Annotated in this window: 21 protein-coding genes; 11 read left to right on the plus strand and 10 right to left on the minus strand. The window is 60.2% G+C overall.

Translation table 11 applies throughout. The features are described from left to right. Positions 1–59: 59 nt before the first annotated feature. The 4 genes from HJB82_RS06050 to HJB82_RS06065 are packed head-to-tail and all read right to left on the minus strand — an operon-like array spanning position 60 to position 2,454. Positions 60–488: a hypothetical protein gene (locus tag HJB82_RS06050; protein ID WP_207581179.1), complete on the minus strand. Its 429-nt coding sequence runs from the start codon at positions 486–488 to the stop codon at positions 60–62. A gap of 6 nt (positions 489–494) precedes the next feature. After that, on the minus strand, positions 495–749 hold the full coding sequence (locus HJB82_RS06055; protein ID WP_207581178.1) for a type II toxin-antitoxin system prevent-host-death family antitoxin: 255 nt from the start codon (positions 747–749) through the stop codon (positions 495–497). Between the two features lie 59 nt (positions 750–808). Beyond that, on the minus strand, positions 809–1,573 hold the full coding sequence (locus tag HJB82_RS06060) for a GntR family transcriptional regulator (protein WP_207581177.1): 765 nt from the start codon (positions 1,571–1,573) through the stop codon (positions 809–811). Continuing rightward, positions 1,570–2,454, minus strand: coding sequence for an N-acetylglucosamine kinase (locus HJB82_RS06065; protein ID WP_221139716.1), 885 nt, complete (start codon positions 2,452–2,454; stop codon positions 1,570–1,572). The genes HJB82_RS06060 and HJB82_RS06065 overlap by 4 nt, the downstream gene beginning before the upstream one ends. 524 nt (positions 2,455–2,978) lie before the next feature. Here HJB82_RS06065 and HJB82_RS06070 point away from each other — a divergent pair. From HJB82_RS06070 to HJB82_RS06090, 5 genes are all read left to right on the plus strand, one after another. After that, positions 2,979–4,238 carry an ABC transporter substrate-binding protein gene (locus HJB82_RS06070; RefSeq protein WP_221115819.1) on the plus strand — a complete coding sequence of 420 codons (1,260 nt, stop codon included), beginning with the start codon at positions 2,979–2,981 and terminating at the stop codon, positions 4,236–4,238. A gap of 220 nt (positions 4,239–4,458) precedes the next feature. Next, positions 4,459–5,406 (plus strand): carbohydrate ABC transporter permease, encoded by a 948-nt coding sequence (locus tag HJB82_RS06075; protein ID WP_207581174.1) that lies wholly within the window; start codon positions 4,459–4,461, stop codon positions 5,404–5,406. 9 nt (positions 5,407–5,415) lie between these two features. After that, positions 5,416–6,255 carry a carbohydrate ABC transporter permease gene (locus HJB82_RS06080; protein ID WP_207581173.1) on the plus strand — a complete coding sequence of 280 codons (840 nt, stop codon included), beginning with the start codon at positions 5,416–5,418 and terminating at the stop codon, positions 6,253–6,255. After that, positions 6,252–7,316, plus strand: a complete 1,065-nt coding sequence (locus HJB82_RS06085) for a Gfo/Idh/MocA family protein (protein ID WP_221115818.1) — start codon at positions 6,252–6,254, stop codon at positions 7,314–7,316. Before HJB82_RS06080 ends, HJB82_RS06085 begins: the two co-directional genes overlap by 4 nt. A 10-nt stretch (positions 7,317–7,326) precedes the next feature. Next, positions 7,327–8,328 carry an ABC transporter ATP-binding protein gene (locus HJB82_RS06090; RefSeq protein WP_221115817.1) on the plus strand — a complete coding sequence of 334 codons (1,002 nt, stop codon included), beginning with the start codon at positions 7,327–7,329 and terminating at the stop codon, positions 8,326–8,328. A 69-nt stretch (positions 8,329–8,397) separates the two neighbouring features. Here the strand turns inward: HJB82_RS06090 and HJB82_RS06095 are convergent, their stop codons facing one another. The 6 genes from HJB82_RS06095 to HJB82_RS06120 form a co-directional block, all read right to left on the minus strand. Then, positions 8,398–8,703, minus strand: coding sequence for an NIPSNAP family protein (locus HJB82_RS06095; protein ID WP_221139717.1), 306 nt, complete (start codon positions 8,701–8,703; stop codon positions 8,398–8,400). A gap of 194 nt (positions 8,704–8,897) precedes the next feature. After that, the gene (locus tag HJB82_RS06100) at positions 8,898–9,959 is read right to left on the minus strand and encodes an ABC transporter ATP-binding protein (RefSeq protein WP_207581170.1); all 1,062 of its coding nucleotides are present in this window, start codon (positions 9,957–9,959) and stop codon (positions 8,898–8,900) included. A gap of 12 nt (positions 9,960–9,971) precedes the next feature. After that, a complete protein-coding gene (locus HJB82_RS06105; protein ID WP_207581169.1) occupies positions 9,972–10,760 on the minus strand; it encodes an ABC transporter permease in 789 nt (262 codons plus the stop codon). Then, the gene (locus HJB82_RS06110; protein ID WP_207581168.1) at positions 10,757–11,650 is read right to left on the minus strand and encodes an ABC transporter permease subunit; all 894 of its coding nucleotides are present in this window, start codon (positions 11,648–11,650) and stop codon (positions 10,757–10,759) included. Before HJB82_RS06110 ends, HJB82_RS06105 begins: the two co-directional genes overlap by 4 nt. 73 nt (positions 11,651–11,723) lie before the next feature. Next, positions 11,724–12,827, minus strand: coding sequence for an ABC transporter substrate-binding protein (locus tag HJB82_RS06115; protein ID WP_207581167.1), 1,104 nt, complete (start codon positions 12,825–12,827; stop codon positions 11,724–11,726). Between the two features lie 191 nt (positions 12,828–13,018). Beyond that, entirely contained in the window at positions 13,019–13,891 is an 873-nt protein-coding gene (locus HJB82_RS06120) for a MurR/RpiR family transcriptional regulator (RefSeq protein ID WP_207581166.1), read from the minus strand. A 178-nt stretch (positions 13,892–14,069) separates the two neighbouring features. Here HJB82_RS06120 and HJB82_RS06125 point away from each other — a divergent pair, with 178 nt between their 5' ends. The 6 genes from HJB82_RS06125 (at position 14,070) to HJB82_RS06150 (ending at position 21,878) form a co-directional block, all read left to right on the plus strand. Continuing rightward, positions 14,070–14,840 carry an N-formylglutamate amidohydrolase gene (locus tag HJB82_RS06125; protein WP_207584345.1) on the plus strand — a complete coding sequence of 257 codons (771 nt, stop codon included), beginning with the start codon at positions 14,070–14,072 and terminating at the stop codon, positions 14,838–14,840. Between the two features lie 121 nt (positions 14,841–14,961). Continuing rightward, positions 14,962–16,518, plus strand: a complete 1,557-nt coding sequence (locus HJB82_RS06130) for an amino acid permease (RefSeq protein ID WP_207581165.1) — start codon at positions 14,962–14,964, stop codon at positions 16,516–16,518. 249 nt (positions 16,519–16,767) lie between these two features. After that, positions 16,768–18,135 (plus strand): glutamine synthetase family protein, encoded by a 1,368-nt coding sequence (locus HJB82_RS06135; protein WP_207581164.1) that lies wholly within the window; start codon positions 16,768–16,770, stop codon positions 18,133–18,135. Positions 18,136–18,342: 207 nt separating this feature from the next. Continuing rightward, entirely contained in the window at positions 18,343–19,728 is a 1,386-nt protein-coding gene (locus HJB82_RS06140) for an aldehyde dehydrogenase family protein (RefSeq protein WP_221115815.1), read from the plus strand. Continuing rightward, positions 19,725–20,876 carry an iron-containing alcohol dehydrogenase gene (locus HJB82_RS06145; protein ID WP_207581162.1) on the plus strand — a complete coding sequence of 384 codons (1,152 nt, stop codon included), beginning with the start codon at positions 19,725–19,727 and terminating at the stop codon, positions 20,874–20,876. Before HJB82_RS06140 ends, HJB82_RS06145 begins: the two co-directional genes overlap by 4 nt. Positions 20,877–21,179: 303 nt before the next feature. After that, the gene (locus HJB82_RS06150) at positions 21,180–21,878 is read left to right on the plus strand and encodes a ParA family protein (RefSeq protein ID WP_207581161.1); all 699 of its coding nucleotides are present in this window, start codon (positions 21,180–21,182) and stop codon (positions 21,876–21,878) included. The last annotated feature ends 68 nt before the right edge of the window (positions 21,879–21,946 follow it).

The raw sequence follows: 21,946 nt of genomic DNA on the forward strand, positions 1-21,946 counted from the left end.
CAATGAAGCCGGACAGTGATTCACTTTCCGGCTTCATGCGTTTTAAAATGAACGTGTAATCAGCGGTGGACGGAATCGCTCCTCCTGGATTTGGCAAGATCAAGAAATTTCGCCTTGATCGTTGCGAAAAGCCCGGGCGGGATGAAGCCGTAGGCGAATATCCCCTCGCTGCCTGGCACGGGCGAAAGCCCGCCATTCGGCCATTCGTCGATGTTATGTTCGGAGACGATGACCCAACTCGGAGCGTCGTCCAGACCGATTGCGTGCTTCACCTTTGGCGGGATTTCTATTCCGACCGTTTCGCCGGACGGCGGCGTGTGCGTGATCGGCAGCAGAATGACGTAGCGGGGATTGGCTAGACTATCGCTTGCCGCGACGAGGCAGGCGGGCCTGTCCTTGCCTTGATCGCGACCCGCCGATGCTTCGCGCAACCACAGGTAATCATAGCGCACGACGAGGCCGGGCTTCGGTTCGGGAATTGACCCCATGATGCGTTATTTCAGTAGTTCATCGAGGGGTGTGTGGGCAGCATCCATCTCCGCTCTTTCGACGGCATCGATGACAACGGACAAGGCATCGGCTGTCCTATGAGTCCGTTGCGCAGCGGCCTTCAGCCAATCATACTGCTCGGCTGACATCAGCACAAATTCACGGCGGCCATGACGCGTGATCTCGACGGGTTCGCGTTGCGCTTGATGCTGAAACTCGCCGAATTTTCGCTGAAATTCCAGAGCCGTGGTCCGTGCCATGAGAAGTCTCCCAACGTTGATCTCCGAACTATACGTATAATTTGGATAAGTTCAAGCCGTCAGGTCACCCCGATCGTCAGCTCGGCGACGAAATCATAGGCGTCGCCGCGATAAAGCGAGCGGGTGAATTCTACGGCGCGGCCGGAGCCGAGATAGGAGATACGTTCGATCGACAGGCCGGCGGCGCCGACGGAGACGCCGAGAAGCTGGGCGTCGGCTTCCTTCATGTTGGTCGCCGAAATGCGCTGCACGGCGCGCACGGGCCGGACCTGCAGGCGTTCGAGCTCGGCGTAGAGCGAATTGGTGACGGCGGACGGATCGGGCAGGAATTCGCCAGAGACGCTGGCATTTTCGATCGCCAGCGGCTGCTCGTCGGCGATTCGCAGGCGAGAGAGGCGCGAAACCTTCACGTCCGTGCCGAGGCCAAGGATCATCATCTCGTCCGGCGAGGGGGTGTGAACGCCCTTGTGCAGCCATTCGGAGCGGGAGGACATGCCGCGCCTCGCCATGTCCTCGGTGAAGGAGGTGAGCTGCGACAGGCGCTGCTCGACCCTGGAGACCGGCTTGGCGACGAAGGTGCCCGAACCGTGGCGGCGCACCAGCAGGCCGTCAGCGACGAGCTCGTCGATCGCCTTGCGCACGGTAACGCGGCTGACGGCGGCGAATTCGGCGATATCGCGTTCCGGCGGCAGCGCATCGCCGTGACCGAGCGTTCCGGTGCGCACGGCTTCTTCGAGCCTGCGGCGCAGCTTGACGTAGAGCGGGCCCGTGCCTGCTGCCTGCAGGCGCTCCAGGGACAGGAGGGTGGCGAGGTCGTCGGTCATGCCGCACCTCTCTGCCTGTCGTTGAGGAGCTTCACCGCAAGTTCCACCGCACCCTGCAGGGCATCGCCCTTCGGCCTGGCAAGCCGTGACCTATAGCGTTCGGAAAGCCACGGTTCATAAGCTTCCGCAAGCCCGCCAAGCAGGCAGATCGACGGGCAATCCGGCCAGAGCAACGCGTCCAGGCTTTCGCCGATTGCCGTTGCCGCATCCGTGACGATGCCGATCGCGACGGCATCGCCCTTGGCCGCATGGTCGAAAACGATGGGCGCGTAACGGGCAAAATCCGTCGGTCTTGCGGAATGTGCGAATTCGACGATGCGTTCGGGATCGTTGCCGTATTCGGCCATGACCGCTTCGGTGAGCGGCGACGCCGGGCGCACGCTGTCATGGGCAAGTAGCGATCGTTCCATGAGATCGCGGCCGAGACGGGCGCCGCTTGCCTGGTCGCCGACAATAAAGCCCCAGCCGCCGATGCCGTTCAGCCGGCCGTTCCTGCGGGCATTATAGACCGTACCTGTGCCAAAGGCGCCGACGATGCCGTCGGCATCGCCGAGTGCCCCCTGCAGGGCAATCAGCGCATCGGTGACAACTAGGCCTTCGGCAAAGGGCAGGGCTTCTTCGATCCGCCTGCCGTAATCGCCGACATTGGCGCCGGCGACGCCGACGACCGATGCAACGGAGGAGATGGTTTCAGCGGCCAGGCCCGCGTCGCGCAGCGCCTGCCGGGCGGATTCGACGATATTGAGAAGAGAGTTTTCCAGATTGGACAGGATGTTGGCAGGGCCTGATTTGCCACGGCCGATGATATTGCCATCTCTGTCCGCGACAGCCGCCCGGCAGCTTGTTCCGCCGCCGTCTATGCCGATTGCAAGCTCTGTCATCGGGCCTCCGAAATACGCCGTTCCCTATGTTTTTTCTACAATACCAAAAAAATACCATTTACCAAGTGGGAATGGTAGAAAAAATATGCCTTTTTATGTTATTGATATTGTTGAATAAAATTTTTTAATGATTTTAATCCAGCCGAAAAGTTAAATTCGGCTGGACAATTGGTATTTTTTTGGCCTTAATTCGTCAAAAGGGAACAGCACATCGAAGCCCACGAAAACCGGCAGCGAAACCAAGCCGGAACCGCTTCGAGGATGATCGAGAGAACAACCCGTCGGCCGACAGGCTGGTGGCGAAACTCAGACATCCATCGGCTTTCCCATCAATTTGCCGCGCCCGATGCAAGTCGCCGGGAGGCGGCCAGGCCGTAGGCAATCGCCTTCGCGGTCATCGAGCTTTCGGGGCCGGCAGTCGCTGGCGGTCCTCCAAGGGGCATTGGGTGTTTCCTCGGGCACATCAACTGCTTGTTTCAGATCGAAAACAGCGCCTTCCGGCGCTTAAAACACAGGAGAGGGAAATGAAAAACACTGCTCTGAAAAGCTTGCTGCTTGCCTCCAGCCTGCTGAGTTCAGCGGGCCTCGTCCATGCCGCCGACGTCACGCTGACGGTCGAAAGCTGGCGTAACGACGACCTGCAGATCTGGCAGGAGAAGATCATCCCGGCCTTCGAAGCGAAGAACCCGGGCATCAAGATCGTCTTCTCGCCGACCGCGCCGACCGAATACAATGCGTCGCTGAACGCCAAGCTCGATGCCGGCTCCGCAGGCGATATCATCACCTGCCGCCCGTTCGATGCCTCGCTTGAACTCTTCAACAAGAAGCAGCTCGCCGACATCACCAGCCTGCCGGGCATGGAAAACTTCTCGCCGGTCGCCAAGGCCGCCTGGAGCACCGACGACGGCAAGTCGACCTTCTGCGTGCCGATGGCTTCGGTCATCCACGGCTTCATCTACAACAAGGATGCCTTCGACAAGCTCGGCATCTCCGTGCCGAAGACGCAGGACGAGTTCTACGCGGCGCTCGACAAGATCAAGGCCGATGGCACCTACATTCCGCTTGCCATGGGCACGAAGGACCTCTGGGAAGCCGCCACCATGGGCTACCAGAATATCGGCCCGAACTACTGGAAGGGCGAGGACGGCCGCGCCGCCCTGATCTCCGGCAAGGAAAAGTTGACCGACGCCGACTGGGTCAAGCCCTATGAAGAGCTTGCCAAGTGGAAGCCTTATCTCGGCGACGGTTTCGAAGCGCAGACCTACTCCGACAGCCAGAACCTCTTCACGCTCGGCCGTGCGGCGATCTATCCGGCCGGTTCGTGGGAAATCTCGTTGTTCAACAGCCAGGCCCAGTTCAAGATGGGCGCCTTCCCGCCGCCGATTCCGAAGGCCGGCGACACGGGCTACATCTCCGACCACCCCGATATCGGCGTCGCGCTAAACGCGAAGAGCACCCATGCAGAGGAAGCCAAGAAGTTCTTGAGCTGGGTCGCTTCGCCTGAATTCGCCGATATCTATGCGAATTCGCTGCCGGGCTTCTTCAGCCTGAACTCCAACCCGGTGAAGATGTCCGATCCGCTTGCTCAGGAGTTCGTTTCCTGGCGCGGCCCGTACAAGTCGACCGTGCGCTCGACCTACCAGATCCTGTCGCGCGGCAAGCCGAACCTCGAAAACGAGACCTGGGTTGAATCGGCCAATGTGATCAACGGCACTGATACGCCGCAGGTCGCTGCCGAGAAGCTCCAGAAGGGCCTCGACAGCTGGTACAAGCCGGCCAAGTGAATGGTGCGGAGGGGCGGCGTTTACCGCCCCTCCCATCCGGCCTGCCGGCCCCTTTCTCCACAGTTCAGGGGAGAAGGAGACTCGCAAGCGACCTTCCAGCCCGACTTGGCATCCAAGCGGGGCGCGTTCCCTCTCGCCCATAGGCGGAGAGGGTGGAGAAGGCGAAACGTTTTCCATCTGTGCTGCCCTTGCAGCCAGTCGACAAGAACAGGCAAAAGCCATGAGCGAAAACCACAACGCGGTCGATATCGTTCCGATCAAGCGCCCGGTGCGCTGGCATATTTTCGTCTTTATGCTGCCGGCGATCATCGTCTATTCCGCCATCATGGTCCTGCCGCTCATCGAAACGCTCCGGCTTTCACTCTACAATACGATCGACGGGCAGCCGGCCTTCGTCGGCCTTGCGAATTTCGAGGTTCTGTTCGGCGATCCGCGCTGGGCGCATGATTTCTGGAACGCGCTGGTCAACAACCTTGTCTTCTTCGTCATCCACATGTGTGTGCAGAACCCGATCGGCGTGGCGCTTGCCGCCCTGCTTTCGGTGCCGAAGCTACGCGGCGTCGCCTTTTACCGCACGGCGATATTCCTTCCGACGCTGCTCTCCTTCGTGATCGTCGGCTTCATCTGGAAGCTGATCCTTTCGCCGATCTGGGGCGTGGCGCCTTGGATGCTCGATCTTATCGGGCTGAAATTCCTGTTCGCGCCCTGGCTCGGAAAGCCCGGTTCGGCGCTGATTGCCGTGTCGCTTATCTCGAATTGGCAATATATCGGCATTCCAATGATGCTGATCTATGCGGCCTTGCTCAGCATCCCCGAAGAGGTGATAGAGGCGGCCGAATGCGACGGCATCACCGGCTGGGCGCAATTCTGGAAGATCAAGCTGCCGCTCATCCTGCCGGCGATCGGCATCATCTCGATCCTGACTTTCGTCGGCAATTTCAACGCTTTCGACCTGATCTACACCGTGCAGGGCGCTCTCGCCGGGCCTGACATGTCGACCGACATTCTCGGCACGCTGCTTTACCGCACCTTCTTCGGTTTCCAGCTTCAGCTCGGCGACCGCTCGATGGGCGCGACGATCGCCACGGTCATGTTCCTCATCATCCTCGCCGGCGTCTCGCTTTATCTTTTCGTTATCCAGCGGCGCATGCGTCGCTACCAATTCTGAGGAGCGGGCATGTCCAAGGCACGCACATCTCCCATTCGCACCGGCCTCATGCATCTGGCGCTTGGCGCCTATACGCTGGTCGCGCTGTTTCCTGTTTTCCTGACCATCGTCAACTCGTTCAAGGATCGCGCCTCGATCTTCCGCGAGCCGCTGATGGTGCCGACGCCGTCAACCTTCAGCCTCGTCGGCTATCAGACGGTGCTCGGCCAGGGCGATTTCGCCAATTATTTCCAGAACAGTTTCATCGTGACGATAGTCTCGATCCTGCTGGTGCTGCTCTTCGGTGCGATGGCGGCTTTCGCGCTCTCGGAATATCGCTTCCGCGGCAATATGCTGCTCGGTCTCTACATGGCGATCGGCATCATGATCCCGATCCGTCTCGGCACGGTGGCGATCCTGCAGGGCATGGTGGCGGCGGGTCTCGTCAATACGCTGACGGCGCTGATCCTCGTCTATACCGCGCAGGGCATTCCGCTGGCGATCTTCATTCTGTCGGAATTCATGCGCACGGTTTCGGACGATCTGAAGAATGCCGGGCGCATCGACGGGCTTTCCGAATATGCGATCTTCTTCCGGCTGGTGCTGCCACTGGTTCGCCCTGCGATGGCGACGGTCGCGGTCTTCACGATGATCCCCATCTGGAATGATCTCTGGTTCCCGCTGATTCTAGCGCCCTCCGAGGCCACTAAAACGGTCACGCTTGGCTCGCAGATCTTCATCGGCCAGTTCGTCACCAACTGGAATGCGGTGCTGGCCGCACTATCGCTGGCGATCCTGCCGATCCTCGTCCTTTACGTCATCTTCTCGCGGCAGCTGATCCGCGGCATCACTTCAGGAGCCGTCAAGTGAGCCAATCCGATAAACCGATCCGGGTCCTCGTTGCCGGCCTCGGCAATATGGGCCGCAGTCATGCGCTCGCCTATCACAACAATCCAGGCTTTGAGATCGTCGGTATGGTCAACCGCTCGACGCCGAAGTTGGAACCCGAGCTGCAGGCCTATACGATCCATCCCGATTTTACGACGGCGCTCGCCGAGCTGAAGCCGGACCTCTGCTCGATCAACACCTATTCCGACAGCCATGCCGATTATGCCGTCGCCGCCTTCGAGGCTGGCTGCGACGTCTTCGTCGAGAAGCCGCTGGCGACCACCGTCACCGATGCCGAGCGCGTCGTGGCGGCCGCCAGGAAGGCAGGCCGTAAGCTGGTGATCGGTTATATCCTTCGCCATCACCCTTCCTGGACGAGGCTGATCGAAGAAGCGCGCAAGCTCGGCCCGCCTTATGTCTTCCGCATGAACCTCAACCAGCAGTCCAGCGGCCCGACCTGGGCGACCCACAAGTCGCTGATGCGCACGACCTCGCCGATCGTTGATTGCGGCGTGCATTATGTCGACGTGATGTGCCAGATCACTGATGCCATGGCCGTCGAAGTGCGCGGTATGGGGCTGCGGCTATCCGAGGAAATCGCCGCCGATATGTATAATTACGGTCAGCTGCAGGTGCTGTTCGAGGACGGTTCGGTCGGCTGGTACGAGGCAGGCTGGGGCCCGATGATCTCGGAGACCGCCTTCTTCGTGAAGGATGTGATGTCGCCGAAGGGCGCAGTGTCGATCGTCATGGATCCGAACGCCAAGTCCGACGATATCGACACCCATACTAAGACCTCGGTGATCCGTCTGCATACCGCCGAAACCGGCCCGGACGGCAAATTCATCCGGCCCGACCAGGACATGAGGATGACGGGCGAGCCCGGTCATCAGGCGCTCTGCGACCTGGAACAGGCCTTCGTGCTGAGGGCGATCCGTGAGGATCTGAACCTCGATCGCCATATGGCGGATGCGGTGGCGTCGCTGCGCATCTGCCTTGCCGCCGACGAGAGCGTGCGTACCGGCCAGCCGGTCAGATTGTAAGGGAAAATCAGTGGGATCGCTTCAACTCAAATCCATCCGCAAGACCTATGGCACGCATGAGGTGCTGAAAGGCATCGACCTCGAGGTCAAGGACGGCGAATTCGTCATCTTCGTCGGGCCGTCGGGCTGCGGGAAATCGACGCTGTTGCGTAGCATCGCTGGCCTCGAAGACGTCACCTCGGGCGCTGTCGTCATCAACGGCCGAGATGAGACGCTGACGCCGCCGGCCAAGCGCGGCATCGCCATGGTATTCCAATCCTATGCGCTCTATCCACATCTGACGGTCAAGGACAATATGGGGCTCGGCCTCAAACAGGCCGGCACCGCCAAGGACGAGATCGAAAGGCGCGTCGGCAAGGCGTCGGGCATGTTGTCGCTGGAGCCCTATCTGGCGCGCCGGCCGGCGGAGCTTTCCGGCGGCCAGCGCCAGCGCGTCGCGATCGGCCGCGCCATCGTGCGCGAACCGGAACTTTTCCTGTTCGACGAGCCGCTATCGAACCTCGATGCGGCGCTACGCGTCCAGACCCGGCTCGAAATCGCCCGGCTGCACCGCAGCCTGAAGGCGACGATGATCTACGTCACCCACGATCAGGTCGAGGCGATGACGCTTGCCGACAAGATCGTCGTCTTGAACGCGGGCGCGATCGAGCAGATCGGTTCGCCGATGGAACTCTACAAACGACCGGCCAATGTTTTCGTCGCCGGCTTCATCGGCTCGCCGCAGATGAATTTTATTGCGGCGGAGAAGGTTGGCGATCACAGCGCCAAGACGATCGGCGTGCGTCCCGAACACATGACGCTGTCGCGCGAGCAGGGGACTTGGGCTGCGAAGGTCGTGCATGTCGAGCATCTCGGCGCCGACACGATCATCTATCTGGAATCCGACCAGTGCGGCCTGCTGACGGCCCGTCTCTTCGGCGAGCACCAGTACGAGCCGGACGAGATCGTCTATGCGACGCCGGACCAGGCGCATGTGCACCGCTTCGATGTGGACGACCAGGCGATCCGCTGAGCGCATGACAGAATGAAAGCCCTGCCAGCGTGCGGGCTTTTCATTTCCAGTGGCCGTGTGCCGGTTCGGTCAGCCGAGCAGGGGCCGCATGAAGCTACGTTCATAGCTGACGATACTGCGGTTGCGTTTGTCGAGCTCGAAAGCGGCCTGACATTCTGGATCGCTTGCCATGCGCGTACGGTAGTCCTCGTAGGCGGCCAGGCTCGGGAAGGAAAACAATGCAACGGCAATGTTGTTGGCGCCTTCGGATGGCAGGAAATAACCGTGATGGGTGCCGCCTATCCTGTTGACGATCGGAATCCAGAGCCGGGCATATTCCTCGAATTCGGCAAGCTTGTACGGATCGATCACATAACGCAGGTGGCAGGTAATCATTGACATATCCCATCGCGTAAAATGCAGTGCGGAGTGCCGCGCGGTTCATTTGATTTGCTCAACTTCTGGCAGCGAGCTTAAAGAGTTCAAGTGCTTTGTGGTGATGGCTGCATCACGTTTGTTGACAATTCGGCAGGACTGAAATGAAAAAGGCGCCGTTTCGCGGCGCCTTTTGCTTGAGCTGTTTGGCGAACTCAGTCGCGGATGATCAGCAGGTCGGCTGCCATGAAGCGCAGTGTCACGGTTTCGCCGGCCTGCGGCGGGGTGGTGCCCGGGCTGTTGAACATGTCGAAGGAGATGACGTTGCCGCCGACATTCATGCGGGTGCGGATGACCGACCCCAGGAAGTGGGCCGAGACGACGTGACCGGTCAGCGCAGTATCGCTTCTGACGCTGTCGGAGAGCGAGCCGGCCTCCGGGCGCAGCGCCAGCGAGATGGTTTCGCCGGCCTTGTGGGCTGCGACCGACTGTTTCAGCGTGATGTTCTGATCACCGATCTGGATGCGGTTGGCATCGGGGTCGACGACCTTGGCCTCGATGAGGTTCAGCGTGCCGACGAAAGAGGCGACGAAGCGCGTTGCCGGCGCATTGTAGATCTCGAACGGCGAACCGATCTGGTCGGCTTTGCCGGCATTCATGACGACGATGCGGTCGGAGATCGACAGGGCCTCTTCCTGGTCATGGGTAACGAAAACAGTGGTGATGCCGAGCTGCTGCTGGATCTGGCGGATTTCCTCGCGCAGCGACACGCGGATCTTGGCGTCGAGTGCGGAGAGCGGCTCGTCGAGCAACAGTACCTGTGGCTTGACGGCAAGCGCGCGGGCAAGGGCGACACGCTGCTGCTGGCCGCCCGACAGCTGATAGGGAAAGCGGTCGGCCAGGTGATCGAGCTTAATCAGGCCGAGCATTTCCTTGACGCGGGCATCGATCTCAGGCTTCGGGGCGCCGGCGACCTTGAGGCCGAAGGCGACATTGTCGTGCACCGTCATGTTGGGAAAAAGCGCGTAGGCCTGGAACACCATGCCGATATTACGCTGGTTCGGCTTCAGCGCGCTCTGATCCTTGCCGTTGATGGTCAGCGTACCGCCGGTCGGCGTTTCGAAGCCGGCGATCATGCGCAGGACGGTCGTCTTGCCACAGCCGGACGGTCCGAGGAAGGAGACGAATTCACCTTTCTCGATGTTCATGTTGAAGTTTTTGACGACCTGAACCGGGCCGAAGGATTTTTGAATGTTGGTCAGCGTGAGAAAAGACATGAGCCAATTACCTTAAGCCTTTGCCGGGCGGGCTTTGCCGAAGCGGGAAACGAGGTTGAGCAGGCCCATGCTGAGCCAGGTGATCGAGAAGGCGATGACGGCGAGCGCCGAAGGCTCATAGGCCTTGTTGGCGCCGACGAGCTGCAGGTAGGGGCCGAAGGCCGGACGGTTGAGCAAGGCAGCGAATGTGAACTCGCCCATGACGATCGCAAGCGTGATGAAGGCGCCAGACAGCACGCCGCTCATGACGTTCGGGAAAATGCACTTGAACATGATGGTCGTCCAGCGGGCGCCGAGGCTCTCAGCGGCTTCCGTGAGGGTGCGGACGTCGATGGCGCGCATGGCGGTATCGACGGCGCGGTACATGTAGGGCAGCGACAGTGTGATGTAGGAGAAGACCAGCAGGATGTTGGTGCCGGTCGTCGAACCCGTCAGCGGTAGGTAGGACGATGAGTTGTACATCCTGAGGTAACCGAAGACGATGACGATCGCCGGAATGACCAGCGGCAGCAGCGTGATGAATTCGACGACCGGGCGCATCTGCGGCAGGCGCAGCCGCACCCAATAGGCCGTTGGAACGACGAGCAGCATGCCGAAGACGATGGTCAAAAGTGCCATCATCATGGAATAGCCGAAGGTCTCGCGGAACTGGGCGTCCGAGAAGACCGACTGATAGGCGTCGAGGCTGTATTCGCCGCGGCGCATGCGCAGCGAAAACTCAATGGTGCCGATCAACGGAATGATGAAATAGGACGCGCCCAAAATAATGGCGATCCAGGCTCCGAGACGTTGCGCTTTCATTTCTGCCACCGTTCGGCGCGCATGCGCAGCATGAGGTACAGGACGTTGGAGACGCCGGTGATGACGATCATTCCGAGGGCGATGGCGTAGCCGAGGTTGGCATTGTGCAGAACGTCGCCGCGGATCTGTGCATAAAGAAGGATCGGTACGATGTTCAGCGAGCTGCCGGTCAGCGCGAAAGCGGTGGCAATGGCGCCGAAGGCGTTGGCGAAGAGCAGCAGCGTCGTGCCAAGCAGGCTTGGCCAGAGGATCGGGAGCGCCACCATCGTCCAGTACTGGCGGTTGGTGGCGCCGAGGATTTGCGAGGCTTCGCGCCATTCCTTCTTCATACCGTCGAGGGCAGGCGTCAGGATCAGCACCATCAGCGGGATCTGGAAATACATATAGGTGATAGTGAGGCCGACGAAGGACAGCAGGTTGAAGCCGGTGCCGTACAGATTGAAGCCAAACCATTCCCGCAGGAAGATCGTTACAAGGCCGGTGCGGCCGAGCGTTGCCAGAAAGGCGAAGGCAAGCGGCACGCCGGCGAAATTCGAGGCGACGCCGGAGAAGGTCAAAAGGGTCGAGCGGACGGAGGCGGGCAGGCCACCAAGCACGACGGCCCAGGCGAGGAAAAAGCCGATCAACGCACCGCCGAGAGCCGACGCCACCGAGACACGGATACTGATCCAGTAAGCGCTCATGATCGAGGGGGTAAAGAGATCGCCGATATTCTTCAGCGTGAGGTTGCCCTCAGGGGTCAGGAACGCGCCCGCCACAAGATAAAGCGTGGGGATGATCAGGAACAGCAGGGAGAAGATAATGAAGGGTGCAATGCCCAGCCAGTCGATCACGCGATCTCTGTTGATCAAGGGGGCACTGCTCACCATAGGCGTTGAAACCGTGCTCATGGAAAAAGCTCATCCTGGGGCGTCGGAGTGAGAAAACCTCCCCGCCTATGCGGCGGGGAGGCAGGATCAGAGGTTACTTGACGCTGGCGCCGACCACGGAATCCCAGTTCTTGGTGATGGTTTCCTTGCCGGCGGCCTGCTCTTCGAGCGTCGGGAAGACGGCCTTTTCGTAGGCTGCTGCCGGCGGCAGCTTGTCGAGCAGGTCCTTCGGGATCTTGTTGTTCTTGGCAAGATCGTTGAAGCGGATCGGGTGGCAATAGCCCTTCAGCCAGCCGAGCTGACCCTCGTCGGAATAAAGGTATTCCATCCAGAGCTTGGCAGCGTTCGGATGCGGAGCGAAGGCAGAAATCGCCTGGACGTAGACACCGGCAACGACGCCCGTTTTCGGAACGACAACCTCGAACGGAGGGTTGCCCTTGAGGCTCTGGCCCCAGGAGAGCGCGTTGTAGTCCCAAGCGACGATGATCGGCGTTGAGCCCTGTGCGAACGGAGCCGCCTTGCCGACAACAGGCACGAAATTGCCGTTCTTGTTCAGTTCGGCGAAGAATTTCAGGCCTTCTTCGCCCGCCTTGGCCGCGTCACCGCCGGATGCGGAAAGACCAGAGGCATAGACGCCCTGGACAGCCTGGTTGGCGCTGCGCGGATCGCCGGCCAGCGCGACGCTGTTTGCGTAATCGCTCTTTTTCAAGTCGGTCCAGTCGGCCGGCGATTCCTTGACGAGATCCTTGTTCACGAGGAACGAGAGAACGCCATAATAGTCGCCGTACCAGTAGCCTTCGGCATCCTTGGCCGAGTCCGGGATCGAATCCCAGGTGGAAACCTTATAAGGCTGAATCAGGCCGTCTTTCTTGGCAGACGGACCGAAGGAGAGACCGACGTCGATGACGTCAGGAGCCTGCGGGCCGGTGTTGCCCTTGTTCGCCTTGATGGCTTCGACTTCGTCGCCCGACCCTGCGTCCGGGTTCAGTTCGTTGACCTCGAGGCCATACTTGGCCTTGAAGCCGGCAATGACGTCGCCGTAGCCGCACCAGTCGTGCGGAAGAGCAATCGTCGTCAGAGTGCCTTCCTTCTTGGCGGCGGCGATCAATTCAGCGCTCGGCTCGGCGGCGGCAATCGCGGTAGAAGCCACGATCATCGCAGTAGAGAGCGACAGAAGTCGAGAAATGTTAGAGATCACTGTTGTTCTCCTTCGGGTTTTCAGTGTCTGGCGATGCTGTTAATGAGCTTACATGAAGCTTGTGTGACGGCTGGATGACGTTAATTTTCTATGGATAGCAGGCGTTTGCGACACGTGTTTTATTTGCGACGGCACTGCTTTGTTTCCGCGAAAATCCGTCCTTGTTTTTTCTCTGTTTTAGTCTTGTCCTCCTAACCCGGTTTGCGGAAAAGCTTGGTTTGCTCGAACAAGCCCTCAAGCGTCTTCATGCGCTCCTTCGTCTCGTCCCAGGTCGAATTCTGAACGGCCTCGATCAATGCTTCGACGATGAACAGGGTGACGACGGAGGAATCCCAGGCCGACGGCGCCTCGATCCGGACGCGGAAGGCATGCCGGGCCAGCTTGGCGGCCGGCGAGCCCCACTGGTCGGTGAAGACAACGATTTCGGCGCCGCGTTTGCGGGCGGCGGTGGCGAGGCTCACCATCTCCTGCTCATAGCGGCGGATGTCGAAGATGATCAGGATGTCGCCGGCGTTCATGTTGAGGACATATTGCGGCCAGCTGCTGGAATTCGACGACAGCAGCGTCGTTGCAGGACGGATCACCTGCATGTGGGTGAAGAAATACTCGGCAAGCGCGCCGGTGATGCGGCCGCCGACGAAATAAAGGCCGCGCTTGCGGTCGGAGAGTAGCGAAGCGACACTGTCGAAGGTCGCGGTATCGAGATCACTCAGCGTTTGGCGCAGATTGCCCATGATGGCATCGGCGAAACGATTGAGGATATGAGTGCCCGGCGCATTTTGAGCCCAGCGATCATGCTTGGTGATCGGGTTGGAGATCGTCGCCTCGAGCTCCAGATGCAGATGCGCCTGAAAGTCCGGATAGCCTTTGAAGCCGAGCTTTTGAACCATGCGCACGACGGTCGGCGTCGAAACGCCGGCATTCTCGGCGATCGTGGTGATGCTGCCGAGACCGGACACCGGATAATTGTCGAGAAGGCTTTCGGCCAGTTGCTTTTCGGCACGCGTCAACACCCCGAAATGCGAGTGTATGACGTCCGAAACCGTCTTCGACGCAACTGTCACGTGACTATGCTCCCCGGGATGGTCTGGCGCCACTTTCCCACTCAAATTAAGAACGCTGTCATAATCCATGTCAACCACTGTCGTGAAAAGAAATTTTCAGTCGACGCTTGACAGTGATCGAAACCTGAAGAATTCTTTTCTTCATAAGGAATTTGTTAAGGGATAAGGAGTGGCGCCTTTGGTGCTGGCCGGGCCGAAAATCCTCAGCGAAGCGGATGGCGACTGTGTCGGGATCGAGCGCGTCCGTGGCCAGAGCCCGGTGCTGCTAATCTGCGAGCATGCCTCGAATGCGCTTCCGGCGCATTTTGGCGATCTTGGCCTGCCCAGCGAAGCACTCGCGAGCCATATTGCCTGGGACCCGGGCGCCCTTGCGGTTGCCCGCGGCATATCGGAAGGGCTCGACGCGACGCTCGTTCACCAGCGGTTCTCCAGGCTTATCTACGACTGCAACCGGCCGCCCAGTTCACCTGGCGCCATGCCGGAGACGAGCGAGATTTACGCCATTCCCGGCAACAAGGAATTGACCGCCGAAGAACGCCTTGCGCGCACCGACGCGCTCTACGTGCCTTTCCACGACGCGATTCGTGGGCTGATCCGCGATCGCCGGGCGAGGGGACAAGACAGCATCATCGTGACGATCCACAGTTTCACGCCGGTCTATCACGGCCGCGAGCGACCGGTGGAACTCGGCATATTGCACGATGAGGACAGCCGGTTCGCCGACCTTATGCTGAAGGCAGCGGCCGAGGCGCCGCTTTACAGGACAGAACGCAACCAGCCTTACGGGCCCGAGGACGGCGTGACCCACACGCTGATCCTGCACGGGCTTTCGAACGGCTTGCGCAATGTGATGATCGAGGTCCGCAACGACCTCATCGCAGACGATGTCGGCCAAGGGGTCATGGCCGACTATCTAACAGGGCTGCTCCAGCAAAGCCTGGACGCCTGACATAAAAAGAAGACCCGAGGGAGCAGTCTAACTGCGGACGTCCGTACGGCGAGAAGGCCGCGGACAATTTGGCACTGAACCGGCCCGCAATCCCGCGGCCGATCGTGAACAGGGGGAAGTCATGTCGGATTATTCCGAACTGGACAAGAAACAGGATGTGCACATCCTGCATTCCATGGGTTATGCCCAGGAACTCGAACGGCGAATGAGTTCATTCTCGAATTTTGCAGTCTCATTCTCCATTATCTGCATCCTCTCCGGCGGCATCAATTCGCTGGCGCAGGCGACCTCCGGTGCCGGCGGAGCGGCGATCGGCATCGGCTGGCCGCTCGGCTGCTTCGTCTCGCTCGTCTTCGCCATCGCCATGGCGCAAATCAGCTCGGCCTATCCGACAGCCGGCGGGCTCTATCACTGGGGCTCGATCCTCGGCAATCGTTTCACCGGCTGGCTGACTGCCTGGTTCAACCTGCTCGGTCTCGTCACCGTGCTCGGCGCTATCAATGTCGGCACCTACTATTTCTTCATGGGTTCGTTCGGCACCACCTATCTCGGGCTGACGGACACGACGACGGTGCGCATCATCTTCCTCGTGATCATCACCGGCGCGCAGGCGCTCGTGAACCACATGGGCATCGGATTGACTGCGAAGCTGACCGACTTTTCCGGTTATCTGATCTTCGCGAGCTCGATCGCGCTCGCGGTTGTCTGCCTCGCCGCCGCCCCCTCCTATGAGGTCGGACGCCTCTTCACCTTCGCCAACTATTCCGGTGAAGCCGGCGGCAACGTTTGGCCGGCCACGTCAGGAACATGGGTCTTCCTTCTCGGCCTGCTGCTGCCGATCTACACCATCACCGGTTATGACGCTTCGGCTCACACTTCGGAAGAGACGGTCAAGGCTGCCGAATCGGTTCCGCGCGGCATGGTCGCCTCGGTGCTTTGGTCGGCGCTTTTTGGCTACATCATGCTGTGTGCCTTCGTCCTGATGCTGCCGAACATGGACGATGCGGCAAAACAGGGCTGGAATGTGTTCTTCTGGGCGATGGACAGCCAAGTGAATCCCATCGTCAAGGATATTCTCTATTTCGCCATCCTGGTGAGCCAGTGGCTGTGCGGTCTTGCGACGGTCACCTCGGTCTCGCGCATGATCTTCGCCTTCTCGCGTGACGGCGGTCTGCCGGCATCGAAGGCGCTGTCGAAGGTCAGCCCGCAGTACCGCACGCCGGTGGCTGCGATCTGGACCGGCTCGATCCTGTCTGTTCTCTTCGTCTGGGGTTCTTCGCTCGTTTCGATCGGCGACACGCCGGTCTATACAATCGTCGTCGCGTGCACGGTCATCTTCCTGTTCTTCTCCTTCGCGATCCCGATCACCCTCGGCCTGTTCGCTTGGGGCACGTCGAAGTGGGACAAGATGGGCCCGTGGAACCTCGGTGAGGGCGTCTTCAAGCTCTTTGCCGTACTGACTGTCATCGCGATGATCCTGATCTTCGTTCTCGGCATCCAGCCGCCGAACGAATGGGCGCTTTACATCACTGTTGGCTTCCTCCTCGTTACTGCGATCGTCTGGTTCGGCTTCGAAAGCCGGCGCTTCAAGGGGCCGCCGATCGGCGCCGAAGTGGCAAAGCGCCAGGCCGAGATCGCGGCGGCCGAAGCAGCCGTTGGCGAAAGCGGCGAACACTAAAGCGCGGGGCGATCTTTCAGATCGCTCCTCGCACTCTAGGTCTTTGTTTTTCCGCATGTCGTTAGCGCAAAACCGCGGCACACTTTTACGCGACATGCTTTAGGCATCGAGGCTTCCCTCTCAAATGGCGGGGCCGCATCCTGCGGCCCCATCACCGGTTCAACGAAAAGGCATCAGGTCCACATCCGGCCGTGCGCATGCGATTTCGTTGCCCCGATCTTCTCAATTCCAATGTCAGGCGGATCAATCATGAGCAGCAGCTACACAATCGACGATCTCAGGAAGGATGTTGCCGAAGGGCGCATCGATACGGTTCTGGCTTGCCAGGTGGATATGCAGGGCCGGCTGATGGGCAAGCGCTTCCAGGCGGAATTTTTCCTCGAGAGCGCCTGGAAGGAGACGCATAGCTGCAACTACCTGATCGCCACCGACATGGAGATGGAGACCGTCTCCGGCTACAAGGCGACAAGCTGGGAAAAGGGCTACGGCGACTATACGATGAAGCCGGATTTGGCGACGCTGCGCCGTATCCCCTGGCTCGACGGCACGGCGCTGGTGCTCTGCGACATGCTCGACCATCATACCCATGAAGAGGTCGCCCATTCGCCGCGCGCGATCCTGAAGAAGCAGGTGAAGCGCCTTGAGGATATGGGCATGAAGGCCTACATGGCCTCCGAGCTCGAATTCTTCCTGTTCGACCAGAGCTACGAGACGGCGCAGGCGTCCGGCTACCGCAACCTCAAGCTCGCCAGCGCCTATAACGAGGATTACCACATCTTCCAGACCACCAAGGAGGAAGAGGTGATGCGGGCGATCCGCACCGGGCTGCAAGGCGCCGGCATTCCGGTCGAGAATTCCAAGGGCGAGGCTTCCGCCGGCCAGGAGGAAATCAACGTGCGTTACGCCGATGCGCTGGCGATGGCCGACCGGCACGCGATCATCAAGAACGGCTGCAAGGAGATCGCCTGGTCAAAAGGCAAGGCAATCACCTTCCTGGCCAAGTGGAATTACAACGCCGCCGGGAGTTCCTCGCATATCCATCAGTCGCTCTGGAGCCTGGAGGAGAAGCCGCTATTCTTCGACCATACCGGCAAATACGGCATGTCGCCGCTGATGCACAACTACGTGGCCGGGCTTCTCGCCCATGCAAGCGAGATCACCTATTTCCTGGCGCCCTACATCAACTCCTACAAGCGCTTCATGGCCGGCACCTTTGCGCCGACCAAGGCGATCTGGAGCAAGGACAATCGCACCGCCGGCTACCGGCTCTGCGGCGAGGAGACCAAGGGAATCCGTATCGAGTGCCGCGTCGGCGGCTCAGATCTCAATCCCTATCTCGCCTTCGCCGCACTGCTTGCCGCCGGCATCGACGGGATCGAGAACAAGCTCGAACTCGAAGCCCCCTTTGTCGGCGACGCCTATGGCGGCAAGGGCGTTCGCGAAATCCCGCGCACGCTGCGTGCCGCTACGATCGAAATGACGGAATCGGCAATGCTGCGCAAAGCCTTCGGCGACGACGTGATCGACCATTATACCCGTGCCGCCGAATGGGAGCAGGAAGAATATGACCGCCGCATCACCGACTGGGAAGTGGCGCGCGGTTTCGAAAGAGCCTAATAGGCATTTACGGATTGCTTGTCCTGCACCCCAACCCTCTTCCCGTTCTGACGGGGAGAGGGGACGTACCATGCGAGGGGTGGGCTGGGGACGGAGAGGCATCGGCATGCCCCCTTCGCCAAGCGAGCGGAGAGACGGTGCCGGCAGGCGGATGAGGGGCTATGGCCCTCGACGAAATTTTTGATCATACGAGGACGGAAATCGATCATGGCAATGATCCAATGTATTTCACCGGTTGACGGGTCGGTCTACGCCGAGCGCGCCGCACTTTCTCTCGATGCCGCCAAGGACGTGGTGGCGCGGGGCCGCAAGGCGCAGAAGGCTTGGGCGAAACGGCCGCTCGAAGAGCGCGTGCAGCTGGTGCTGAAGGGTGCGGCGCGGCTGAACGAGATGTCAGATGTCGTCGTGCCGGAGCTTGCCTGGCAGATGGGCCGGCCGGTCAAGTATGGCGGCGAATATAAGGGCTTCAACGAGCGCTCGAATTATGTCGCTTCGATTGCGGCGGATGCATTGGCGCCTGTTGTCGTCGAGGAGAGCGAGCGTTTCGAGCGCCGCATCGAACGCGAAGCGCATGGTGTCGTCTTCGTCGTCGCGCCGTGGAACTATCCCTATATGACGGCGATCAACACGATCGCACCGGCGCTGATGGCCGGCAATACGGTGGTGCTGAAACATGCCTCGCAGACGCTGCTGGTCGGCGAGCGGCTGGTTCAGGCCTTCGTCGAGGCCGGCGTTCCCGATGACGTGTTCCAGAACGTCTTCCTCGACCATCAGACGACGTCGGCGCTGATTGCCGCCGGCAGCTTCAATTTTGTCAATTTCACCGGATCGGTCGAAGGCGGACGCTCGATGGAGCGGGCAGCCGCCGGCACCTTCACCGGCCTCGGCCTCGAACTCGGCGGCAAGGATCCGGGTTACGTCATGGATGACGCCGATCTTGAGGCTGCCGTCGATACGCTAATGGACGGCGCGACCTATAATTCCGGCCAATGCTGTTGCGGCATCGAGCGCATCTATGTGCATGAATCGCTCTATGACGCCTTCGTCGAGAAGTCGGTCGCCTGGGTGTCGAATTACAAGCTCGGCAATCCGCTCGATCCCGATACCTCGCTCGGGCCGATGGCGCATAAGCGCTTCGCCAAAGTGGTGCGCGAACAGATCGCCGAAGCGGTTTCCAAGGGTGCCAAGGCGCTTGTCGACCCTAAGCTTTTTCCGCAGGATGACGGTGGCGCTTATCTGGCACCGCAGGTTCTCGTCGATGTCGACCATTCCATGGCCTTCATGCGCGAGGAGACCTTCGGTCCGGCGGTCGGCATCATGAAGGTGAAGAGCGACGAGGAGGCACTCGCTTTGATGAACGACAGCCAGTACGGACTGACGGCCTCGCTCTGGACCGGCGATGTCGAGCGGGCAGCGCGGCTCGGCCGCGAGATCGAAACCGGCACCGTTTTCATGAACCGTGCGGACTATCTCGATCCGGCGCTCTGCTGGACCGGCGTCAAGGAGACCGGCCGCGGCGGCTCGCTGTCGATCATCGGCTTCCAAAATCTCACGCGTCCGAAATCCTTCCATCTGAAGAAAGTCACAGCATGAGCAGCAACATCACCGCAAACTGGAGCTACCCGACATCGGTCAAGCTCGGCCGGGGCCGCATCAAGGAACTGGCCGACGCCTGCAAGAGCCTCGGCATCAAAAAGCCGCTGCTCGTCACCGACCGCGGCCTCGCCTCGATGGCGATCACCAAGAACGCGCTCGATATTCTCGAGGATGCCGGCCTCGGCCGGGCGATCTTTGCCGATGTCGACCCGAACCCGAACGAGAAGAACCTCGATGCCGGCGTCAGGGCTTTCAAGGATGGCGGCCATGACGGCGTCGTCGCCTTCGGCGGCGGCTCCGGCCTCGACCTTGGCAAGTGCGTCGCCTTCATGGCCGGCCAGACGCGGCCAGTCTGGGACTTCGAAGATATCGGCGACTGGTGGACGCGCGCGAGCCTCGAGGGCATCGCCCCGATCGTCGCCGTGCCGACAACGGCCGGTACCGGTTCGGAGGTGGGGCGCGCCAGCGTCATCACCAATTCGCAAACGCATGTGAAGAAGATCATCTTCCATCCGAAGTTCCTGCCTGGCGTCGTCATCTCCGATCCGGAACTGACGGTCGGCATGCCGAAGATCATCACCGCCGGCACCGGCATGGATGCCTTCGCTCATTGCCTGGAGGCCTATTCCTCGCCCTTCTATCACCCGATGTCAGCCGGTATCGCGCTTGAAGGCATGCGGCTTGTCAAGGAATTCCTTCCGCGCGCCTATAGAGAGGGCACCGATCTCGAAGCCCGCGCCAACATGATGTCCGCTGCCGCTATGGGCGCGGTCGCCTTCCAGAAGGGGCTCGGCGCCATTCATGCGCTGTCGCACCCGATTGGCGCCGTCTACAACACCCATCACGGCATGACCAATGCCGTCGTCATGCCGGCGGTGCTGCGCTTCAATCGCAAGGCGATCGAGGAGAAGATCGGGCGCGCCGCTGCCTATCTCGGGATCTCGGGCGGTTTCGACGGCTTCTACGATTATGTGCTGAAACTCCGCTCCGAGCTCGGCGTGCCCGAGACGTTGTCGGCGATGGGAATCGCGGCTGACCGGATCGACGAATTGTCGGCGATGGCGATCGAAGATCCAAGTGCCGGCGGCAACCCGGTTGCACTGACGCTCGAAAATACCAAGGCCCTTTTCAGGGATTGCTTCTGACCATAACAGCGGACCTTCAGACTGGCCCGGAAGCTATTGGCTTCCGGGCTTTTTTGTCTTTTTTGTACTGGCGGCATCCGTGCTTCAAGTCTTGGCCCGATGCATATTGTTGTCCCAACACCGCTGAACACTTTTGGGCGACATGCATGAATTTTAGGGATGTGAAAAATACCAACTGCAATTTCGGCGGGCGTGTTCGGGATTTGTTAACCATGATTGTAAAGAATGGATTAACCGCACGATGCTCCGACGGTGCGTAAAAGAGCGATTCCGGCTCGCGCCATTTCCTTCCGAGGACCGAACATGCCTGTCATTACATTCGCAAATACCAAGGGCGGGGCCGGCAAGACGACCGCTGTTCTGCTGCTCGCCACCGAGTTAGCCCGCAAGGGTTACCGCATCACCATTCTCGATGCCGACCCGCAGCATTGGATTTCGCGTTGGCACGAAATATCGGGTCATGTGCCCAATATTTCGGTGATTGACTTCGTGACAACCGCTTCGCTGCCGCTGCATATCAGCGAGAACAAGCACAATACCGACTATTTCATCGTCGATCTGCCGGGTGCGCGCAATCCGCTGCTTGCCACCGCCGTCGGCCTTTCGGATCACGTGCTGATCCCGATCCAGGGCTGTGCGATGGATGCGCGCGGTGGCGCACAGGTGCTTGAACTGCTCCAGTATCTGGACGAGAAGGCGGGCATCAAGATCGGCCATTCGGTGGTGCTGACCCGCGTCAACTCGATGGTGACGACAAGGGCGCTACAGGTCGTCAAGTCGCTGCTCAGCGAGCGGCATGTTCCGGTGCTGGATACCGCCATCATCGAACGCTCGGCCTTCCGCGACATCTTCGACTGTGGCGGCACACTGCACACGATCGAGCCCACACGCGTCAGCAATCTCGACAAGGCGCGTGAAAACGCCACCTGTTTCGCCGAGGAAATGATGAGCAAGCTGCCGGTCAGGCTGACGGAGTCTGCCCGTATGGCGACGGCGGCCTGAGCATCCTCCTTATGAAACGGAAAAGGCCGTCGGAGTGATCCGGCGGCCTTTCCGTGTGCACCAGATAT

This window comes from Rhizobium sp. NZLR10, assembly GCF_019685125.1.
In the GTDB taxonomy this organism is placed as follows: Bacteria; Pseudomonadota; Alphaproteobacteria; order Rhizobiales; family Rhizobiaceae; genus Rhizobium.

Coding starts and splice junctions, on each gene's coding strand:
- HJB82_RS06050 (WP_207581179.1), bottom strand. CDS start 488: ATGGGGTCAATTCCCGAACCGAAGCCCGGCCTCGTCGTGCGCTATGAT.
- HJB82_RS06055 (WP_207581178.1), bottom strand. CDS start 749: ATGGCACGGACCACGGCTCTGGAATTTCAGCGAAAATTCGGCGAGTTT.
- HJB82_RS06060 (WP_207581177.1), bottom strand. CDS start 1,573: ATGACCGACGACCTCGCCACCCTCCTGTCCCTGGAGCGCCTGCAGGCA.
- HJB82_RS06065 (WP_221139716.1), bottom strand. CDS start 2,454: ATGACAGAGCTTGCAATCGGCATAGACGGCGGCGGAACAAGCTGCCGG.
- HJB82_RS06070 (WP_221115819.1), top strand. CDS start 2,979: ATGAAAAACACTGCTCTGAAAAGCTTGCTGCTTGCCTCCAGCCTGCTG.
- HJB82_RS06075 (WP_207581174.1), top strand. CDS start 4,459: ATGAGCGAAAACCACAACGCGGTCGATATCGTTCCGATCAAGCGCCCG.
- HJB82_RS06080 (WP_207581173.1), top strand. CDS start 5,416: ATGTCCAAGGCACGCACATCTCCCATTCGCACCGGCCTCATGCATCTG.
- HJB82_RS06095 (WP_221139717.1), bottom strand. CDS start 8,703: ATGATTACCTGCCACCTGCGTTATGTGATCGATCCGTACAAGCTTGCC.
- HJB82_RS06100 (WP_207581170.1), bottom strand. CDS start 9,959: ATGTCTTTTCTCACGCTGACCAACATTCAAAAATCCTTCGGCCCGGTT.
- HJB82_RS06105 (WP_207581169.1), bottom strand. CDS start 10,760: ATGAAAGCGCAACGTCTCGGAGCCTGGATCGCCATTATTTTGGGCGCG.
- HJB82_RS06110 (WP_207581168.1), bottom strand. CDS start 11,650: ATGAGCACGGTTTCAACGCCTATGGTGAGCAGTGCCCCCTTGATCAAC.
- HJB82_RS06130 (WP_207581165.1), top strand. CDS start 14,962: ATGTCGGATTATTCCGAACTGGACAAGAAACAGGATGTGCACATCCTG.
- HJB82_RS06135 (WP_207581164.1), top strand. CDS start 16,768: ATGAGCAGCAGCTACACAATCGACGATCTCAGGAAGGATGTTGCCGAA.
- HJB82_RS06140 (WP_221115815.1), top strand. CDS start 18,343: ATGGCAATGATCCAATGTATTTCACCGGTTGACGGGTCGGTCTACGCC.
- HJB82_RS06145 (WP_207581162.1), top strand. CDS start 19,725: ATGAGCAGCAACATCACCGCAAACTGGAGCTACCCGACATCGGTCAAG.
- HJB82_RS06150 (WP_207581161.1), top strand. CDS start 21,180: ATGCCTGTCATTACATTCGCAAATACCAAGGGCGGGGCCGGCAAGACG.